The 7,384-nt window shown below is 61.6% G+C and carries 6 protein-coding genes; 5 read left to right on the forward strand and 1 reads right to left on the reverse strand.

The annotated features are described in order from the left end of the window. Nucleotides 1-263 precede the first annotated feature (263 nt). The 4 genes from PQQ96_RS41095 (at nt 264) to PQQ96_RS41110 (ending at nt 4,715) form a co-directional block, all read left to right on the forward strand. The gene (locus PQQ96_RS41095; RefSeq protein WP_408303001.1) at nt 264-605 is read left to right on the forward strand and encodes a hypothetical protein; all 342 of its coding nucleotides are present in this window, start codon (nt 264-266) and stop codon (nt 603-605) included. A 12-nt stretch (nt 606-617) separates the two neighbouring features. Then, nucleotides 618-1,898 carry a bacteriohopanetetrol glucosamine biosynthesis glycosyltransferase HpnI gene (hpnI, locus tag PQQ96_RS41100; RefSeq protein ID WP_408303003.1) on the forward strand — a complete coding sequence of 427 codons (1,281 nt, stop codon included), beginning with the start codon at nt 618-620 and terminating at the stop codon, nt 1,896-1,898. Next, on the forward strand, nt 1,888-2,706 hold the full coding sequence (hpnK, locus tag PQQ96_RS41105) for a hopanoid biosynthesis-associated protein HpnK (protein WP_408303004.1): 819 nt from the start codon (nt 1,888-1,890) through the stop codon (nt 2,704-2,706). Before hpnI ends, hpnK begins: the two co-directional genes overlap by 11 nt. 1,247 nt (nt 2,707-3,953) lie before the next feature. Further along, entirely contained in the window at nt 3,954-4,715 is a 762-nt protein-coding gene (locus PQQ96_RS41110) for a ProQ/FinO family protein (RefSeq protein WP_408303006.1), read from the forward strand. A gap of 18 nt (nt 4,716-4,733) precedes the next feature. Here the strand turns inward: PQQ96_RS41110 and PQQ96_RS41115 are convergent, their stop codons facing one another. Continuing rightward, nucleotides 4,734-6,080, reverse strand: coding sequence for a TAXI family TRAP transporter solute-binding subunit (locus PQQ96_RS41115; RefSeq protein WP_408303008.1), 1,347 nt, complete (start codon nt 6,078-6,080; stop codon nt 4,734-4,736). A 232-nt stretch (nt 6,081-6,312) separates the two neighbouring features. On the opposite strand from PQQ96_RS41115, the gene PQQ96_RS41120 reads away from it, so the two are divergent. Then, entirely contained in the window at nt 6,313-7,368 is a 1,056-nt protein-coding gene (locus PQQ96_RS41120) for a HoxN/HupN/NixA family nickel/cobalt transporter (RefSeq protein WP_408303010.1), read from the forward strand. The last annotated feature ends 16 nt before the right edge of the window (nt 7,369-7,384 follow it).

The following is a 7,384-nucleotide window of genomic DNA, read 5'->3' on the forward strand; positions in this document are numbered from 1 at the left end:
CCTTTATACCGCTTTCTTCCTTAAGGTTTCCTTCAGCTAGAATCGCTACCATCGCCCCTGAATTGATTACTGTGAGTTACTGTCGCGTGGCCGACACGAGCGCGCGAAACTACGTCGAGTTGTCAGAACATCGCAACTTAATCGTAAGCACATCGATTGAATGTACGGCCGGCGCTTCTGCCGGCGCTTTTTGCCGGCGCATTGCCCCGCAAACCGCGCCGCTGCTCGTCGCTGTGCGTTTCTTCAGGCCACGAGATCACGCCATGAAGCCTCTCACCGTCGACATGCTGCGAGCCCATCTGATGGCGGCTTCGCTTACGGCCATGGGTACCGAAGTGCTCGCATTGCTGGCACTGCTGGTCCTACCGGTTTCCCAACAGGTCTTCAGTTCCACAAGCTTCCAGCTCCTTGCGCTCGCGCTGATCGTGAGTGGCGTCCTCGTGATGCGGCAGATCGCACACGCCGCTTTCGACCTCGCTATTCAGGGTCGCTACGCAACGCGTGCCGGCCGGCCCGTTCTGATTGAGGCGGATTGCCCGCAGCGCTGGTTCGTTGTTCTTCATCTGCGCTTTACGGGCAGACCGTTCGTGCTGGCTGGGCACTGACGGACGCGGACGATGGCGGCGCACGCATTGGCAGCATGGCAATGGATCCTGTTATCCGGCTGCGTCCCGGCTTCGCTCTACGCGATGCTGGCAGCGGTGGCGATGCCGTTTTTCACGGCGCGTCGCGGGAGCGCCGCCAGAGTGGCAGCGGCTGCGAGTGACTCCGGCAGGGCTTTAGATGTTCAGGTGCCTTTTGCCCGTGTCGGCGTCAGCGTGCTTAAGCCGCTGTGCGGCGCCGAGCCGCGTCTCTACGAGAATCTCAGAACCTTCTGCGACCAGCGCCACGGGAATTTCCAACTCGTGCTGGGTGTGTCTTCGCCGGATGATCCGGCGATTGCCGTGGTGCGCCGTTTGCAGGCTGCTTACCCGCGGCACGACATCGATCTTGCGGTCGATACGCGCGTGCATGGCAGCAATCTCAAGGTCAGCAATCTGATCAACATGGCGGCACGGGCGCGTCATGACGTGATCGTGATCGCCGATAGCGATATCGCTGTCGAAGCCGATTATCTCGACACCGTAGCGGCGCCGCTCGCCGATCCGCGCGTGGGGGTGGTGACCTGTCTCTACGTGGCGCACAGTGTCGGCGGTTTCTGGCCGCGTGTTGGGGCGTTGTTCATCAACGAATGGTTCGCGCCGTCGGTGCGCGTCGCGCATGCGGTCGGCTCGCGCCGCTTCGGTTTTGGTGCGACCCTGGCGTTGCGCCGTGCGACGCTCGAGCGTATTGGTGGTTTCGACGCGTTGAAAGATTGTCTCGCGGATGATTACTGGCTCGCCGAACACGTGCGCGCGCTCGGGCTTCGCACGGTGCTTTCGCGCGTGATGGTGGCCACCGATGTCATCGAGCCGACCTTTTCAGCCTTGTGGCAGCGTGAAACGCGCTGGCTGCGCACGATCCGCTCGGTGAACCCGCCTGGCTTCGCGTCGTTGATCATCACGTTCCCGACGCCGTGGCTCATTGCCGGCGCATGGCTCACCAGCGGCCTCGTCAACGGTCCGTTCGACGGCGTGCATCTGTGGGCGGCGCTGGCGAGCGGCGCCAGTACGGCGGCCGGTTTTGCCGCGCGCATGCTGCTGCATCTACGTGCCGCGCGTCATGAACGCACTTTCTGGCGCGACTTGCCGCTCGTGCCGTTGCGCGATACCTTGCTGGCGTTCCAATGGCTCGCGGGCGCGTTCGGCTCGCATGTGATGTGGCGTGGGGCACGCGTGCCGGTCGTGGCGACTGCATCGACTACGCGCGATGCGGCGCTGCGCGTGATGGATGTCATGGAGACTTCGGATGGCGGCTAAGCCACGTGGGCTGATCGTCACTGCCGACGATTTTGGCCTGCATTCACGGGTGAATCTGGCGGTCGAGCAGGCGCACCGGCACGGCGTGTTGACGGCCGCGAGCCTGATGATTGGGGCACCTGCCGCGGATGATGCGGTGGCGCGTGCTCGCGCACTGCCGGAGCTGCGGGTCGGCTTGCATCTGGTGCTTGCCGACGGTGACGCGGTCACGCCGCGCGCCGGGATTGCCGCATTGCTCGACGAGCATGGCCGCTTTGGCGACAACATGGTGCGGGACGGGGTGCGGTTTTTCTTTTTGCCGCACGTTCGCAAACAGTTGGCGCGCGAGATTCGAGCGCAGTTCGAGGCGTTTGCGAAGACGGGTTTGACGCTCGATCACGTCAACACGCACAAGCATTTTCATTTGCATCCGACGGTGCTTGGGTTGATTCTGGAGATTGGCCGCGAGTATGGGATGCGGGCGATGCGTTTGCCGTTCGAGGTGAGCGCGCCGCTGTGGTTGCGGCCGTGGATTTCACGGGTGCGGGCGAGATTGGATCGGGCTGGGATTGCGCATAACGATTATGTTGTTGGGATTGCTAATAGTGGGCGGATGGATGAGGCGGCGTGGCTTGCCGCACTTGCCGATTTGCCCACTGGCGTGGGGGAGATTTATTGTCATCCTGCTTTTGCTGGCGATCGGGTTTTGAGTCAGGGGATGCGGGAGTATCGGCATGTGGATGAGTTGGAGGCGCTCTTGTCGCCTCGGGTCGCTGAGGCTATTCGGGGGTTGGGGGCCCGGGTGGGCGGGTTTGGGGATGTGGTTTGAGGTTTTTTTTGCCTGCGCGGCGCTTGTTCGTTTGTATGCCTGTGGTGTTGGGCTTTGCTTGTTTTGTTTGCCCGGTCGGCGTGTGTTCGGCTGGTCGCCTGCGGCGTTGGCCTTTCCTTGATCTGGCTTTTTGGCCTCTCCTTGAATTGATATTGGATTATTAGCGTTGCCCCTGTGCGGGGCGGCACTTACTTTCTTTGCCGCCGCAAAGAAAGATAAGCAAAGAAAGCGGCTCGCCCCCTGCTAAGCGGGCCCCCTGCACAGTCGCGGTAGTGGTGCATCTGGAATCCGCGCCTTCGCACATTCGGCGCAAGTGACAAAGCAGTCATACATCCGGCGGCGCTGCGCGCGCCGAAGCGTACCTCACTCAACCGGCTGCACGCTTTAGCACTCGCGTTTTGCTCAGATTCTTGGCTCATCATTGTTGCCACAGCCACAGCCACAGCCACAGCCACAGCCACAGCCACAGCCACGGCCACGGCCACGGCCACGGCCACGGCGAGGCGAGGCGAGGCGAGGCGAGGCGAGGCGAGGCGAGGCGAGGCGAGGCATTTAATTCGGACTACGTATTTGCACTTTCACTCGCTAATGGAACTTGCCTTTTGAGAGTTTGAGCGCTTCGCCGGGGCGAAGTCGATGGTCCCCGCTGCGCCCAAACGAAGCCGCTGGTTTCCTACGCAGACGCCTCCGCGACGCACGTAGTGCGGAGTGGGAGCTGATGACACCTTTGTCACTCACGCCGAATGTACGAGGGCACGGATTCCAGATGCACCACTACCGTGGCTGCGCGAGGGACCCGCTTAAGAATTAGCGGATTGAGCCGCTTTCTTTGCTTATCTTTCTTTGCGGCGGCAAAGAAAGTAAGTGCCGCCCCGCACAGGGGCAACACTAATAGACCAATACGAACTCAAGGAAAGGCCAACGCCATAGGCAAACAGACGAAACAAGCGCCGCGAAGGCAAACAAACCAGGCAAATCCCAACGCCGTAGGCAAACAGACAAAAAGCGCCGCGCAGGCAAAAAAACAACGATCAAGACCCTCATCCTTCGCAAACCGCAAAAAAAGTACCGGATCTGCGTGAGCCCCATAAACCGCAAAAGCGGGGGGACATAGCAGGGAAAATCTCGAATTTAATCGTGCCACAACAGAACATTCAGCGCTGCCGGCATACATCCCCATCACCACGCGCCGTGAGCGCGTTTCAACACGCTGCTACAATCCTGTCTTTCTCGATCGATTGTGCGCTATGGGTTTCGAACAACTCGCTGAATTGAAGAAGCAACTGGCTGCGGCACGCGCCGAAGCTGCGCCTGCGGCCAAGCCCGGCGCGAAGCCTGTCCGCAAGCCGTCGCCGCCGCGACGTGGCGCGCCCGCTCACAAGCCCGCAGCCGACGCCAGGCCCACGGCCAACGCCAAGCCCGCAGCCGACGCAAGGCCCGTGGACCCGGTGGTGAAATCGATCGGTCGGCTGCAAAAACGCTTCCCGAACGCATTCCCGAAGAATCCGGCGCCCAAGCTGCCGCTCAAGGTCGGCATCTTCGAGGACCTCGTGGTTCACGCGAAGGAGCTGTCGCTGAGCGAAGCCGAATTGCGCGACGCCATCAAGACGTGGTGCCGTGGCAGCCGCTACTGGAAGAGTCTCGTCGAAGGCGCCGCGCGCGTCGATCTGACGGGCGGCGAAGCAGGCAAGGTCACGGCGCAGGAAGCGGCAGGCGCACAACGTCTGCAGGCGCATCGCGCGGGCCGGGGCGCAGCGAAAGTCGCAGCTTCGGCAACGGACGCATCCGCCAATGCTTCGTCTGATTCGGCCACCGCGGCCGCTTCAGCCGACGTAGCAGCGCAAACAGCGACCACCTCGCAAGGTGATGTAGCAGCGCAAGCAGCGGCCACCCCGCAAGGTGACACAGCAAGCCAGCCGCAGGCCACCTCGACGGACACCCCGGCCGCTGAATCGACAACGCCGTCGACAACGCCGCCAGCAGCACCGTCGGCGACCGCCGAAGCGTAACGAAACCCGCCGCCCCGTCTAGGGGTGGCTGCCTTGCGCCGCCGCCAGCCGGTCGCGCACGAAGCCGACGTGCTCGCGCAGCACATAGAACGCGTCGGCGTATGCAAGCGGCATACGCAGGCGGTTAAGCGACGCTTCGATCTGATCGAGTTCCGCGAAAAGCTGCTTGCGCTCCGCATCGCTCGAGTCGGCGAGGGCGCCGCGCTCAATCGCAATCAGCGCACCGTAATAGCGATAGATCCGCGAGCGCACGCGCCACCGGTACAGTGCCGGGATCAGGCGCATCGCCGGAAACAGCAGCACCGCCATCGGCAGCAGCAGCACGAGCGTGCGGTCGCCAATGCTCGCAAGCCAGAACGGCAGCGTGCGGTATAGAAAACTCTTGCCGGTCTTGTAGTAGCGCTGTGCGTCCTCGCTGATCTGATACTCATGGGCGACCGGACTCGGAAATTCCCCCGCGTGCTGCAACAGCCCAGGCATGCCGTGCACTTCCTGCGCGGCCTCGATCAATAAGTCGGAAATGGCCGGATGCAGATTGCTCCGGGCGACGAGTTCGACCGTCGGGCTGATCAGATGGATGGTGTCGGGCGGAATTCTGCGCTTGAGATCGAGCACGCCGGGCGGCAGGTCGATCTCGTCGAGATAGGGAAAGATGCGGGTATAGGCGCTGGCTTCGCTGAAATCCATCACGGAGATGCCGGGCACTCTCAGAAGCCGCAGCATCAAGCCGCGCGTGGCCGAGTCGCCGTTCAGGATTGCGGCGTCGACGTCGCCCGACACGAGTTGCGTGGCGGCCTGCAAGCCATCGCTCGGCACCAGCACGGTGTCGCCGCCCGGTTCGATGCCGTTTGCTTCCAGCAGTTTGAGCGCCAGGAGGCGCGTGCCGCTGCCTTCGCGGCCGATTGCAATCCGCTTACCTTCCAGTTCTGAAAGCTCACCGATACCGGTGCCGCGATAGAACACCACCACCGGAATATAGAAAACGCTGCCGAGCGACATCAGTGATGAGGTATCGAGCCCGTCGGTCACGCCACCTTGCACGAGCGCGAGATCGACATGCTGTTTCGGGTCCAGCAGCCGATGCAGATTCTGTACGGAGCCATCGGACTCCAGCACCTTCAGCGTGATGCCGTTGCGGGCGAGGATCGTCTTGTACTGATCGGCAGCGACGAGGAACGAACTGTCGTGCGGGCCCGCGCTCATCGTGATGGTTTTCGGCGGCGCCGGATCGACCAGCCAGACGATCAGCGTGACCATCAGCACGACAAGCGCGGCCACGATGACGTAAGGCAAGGTGTGATCGCGCCACTCCGCATGCGAATGATCGCCGGGAAAATGCGGGAGACGCGAGCGAGGCGCTTTCATTGACACTCCTTGCCGATGGCCGGGTTGGGGCATTGTCTACTGTCCGCAGCGTATTAGTGAAATGTCCGGCATAACCGGCGCTTTGCCGGCAAGGATTCGCGATAGACCATTGTCTGTCCGCTAAGGGAATCGCACGGGCGTGAAATACGCGTGAGAAGTACTATGATCCGAAACAGGCAATGGGCGCCTTTGCGCGCTGACACAATAATCTTCGCCACCCGGGAGAGAGCACATGTCGGAGTTTATAAAGGCACTCCAGGGGGCGCAACGCGGCGGCCAGCGCCGTGAAATCGCGTGGGTCTACGCGTTACTACTTAGTTTCAATATTGCGGCATGGGTGGTGGCCCTCATTGCGTTTCGCGGTTTTCCGCTGCTGCTGGGTTCCTGTCTGCTCGCTTATTCATTTGGTCTGAGGCACGCGGTGGACGCGGATCATATCGCGGCGATCGACAACGTCACGCGCAAGCTGATGCAATCCGGTCAACGGCCAGTGACCGTCGGCTTGATGTTCTCGCTCGGACACTCCACCATCGTGATCCTGGCGACGATCGGCATTGCTGCGACCGCCATGGCCTTGCAAAGCCGGATGGACGGCATGAAGGAAATCGGCGGCGTGATCGGCACGCTGGTATCGACCTTCTTCCTGTTTGCCATTGCGCTCCTGAACCTGATCGTGCTGCGCTCGGTGCTGCGTGCTTTTCGGCGTGTACGCCGGGGCGAACCTTATGTCGATGAAGATCTCGACATGCTGCTCGCGAATCGCGGTTTTCTCGCTCGGATCTTCCGGCCGCTCTTTCGCCTCATCACCCGGAGCTGGCACATGTATCCGCTCGGCTTCCTGTTCGGGCTGGGTTTCGATACCGCAACGGAAGTCGGGCTGCTCGGTATTTCGGCCGCCGGCGCCGCGCAAGGCATGTCGATCTGGTCGATTCTGGTGTTTCCGGTGTTGTTCACCGCCGGCATGACCCTGATCGACACTACTGACGGCATCCTGATGCTGGGCGCCTATGGCTGGGCCTTCGTGAAACCGGTCCGCAAGCTCTACTACAACATCACGATCACATCGATCTCGGTGCTGGTGGCGCTCATTGTCGGCGCCATAGAAGGTCTCGGCTTGCTGGGCGGCCAGTTGCATCTGAGCGGCGGATTCTGGCAAGCGGTGGGGAGCCTGAACGACAACTTCGGCATGATCGGCTACGTGATCATCGGCGTGTTTCTGGCGAGCTGGCTATTGTCGATCGCGTTTTACAAATGGAAACGATTCGAAGAGCTGGAGATTCGCTCGTGAATCAACTCAACCCTTA

It is taken from the genome of Paraburkholderia sediminicola, from assembly GCF_046027825.1.
In the GTDB taxonomy this organism is placed as follows: domain Bacteria; phylum Pseudomonadota; class Gammaproteobacteria; order Burkholderiales; family Burkholderiaceae; genus Paraburkholderia; species Paraburkholderia sediminicola_D.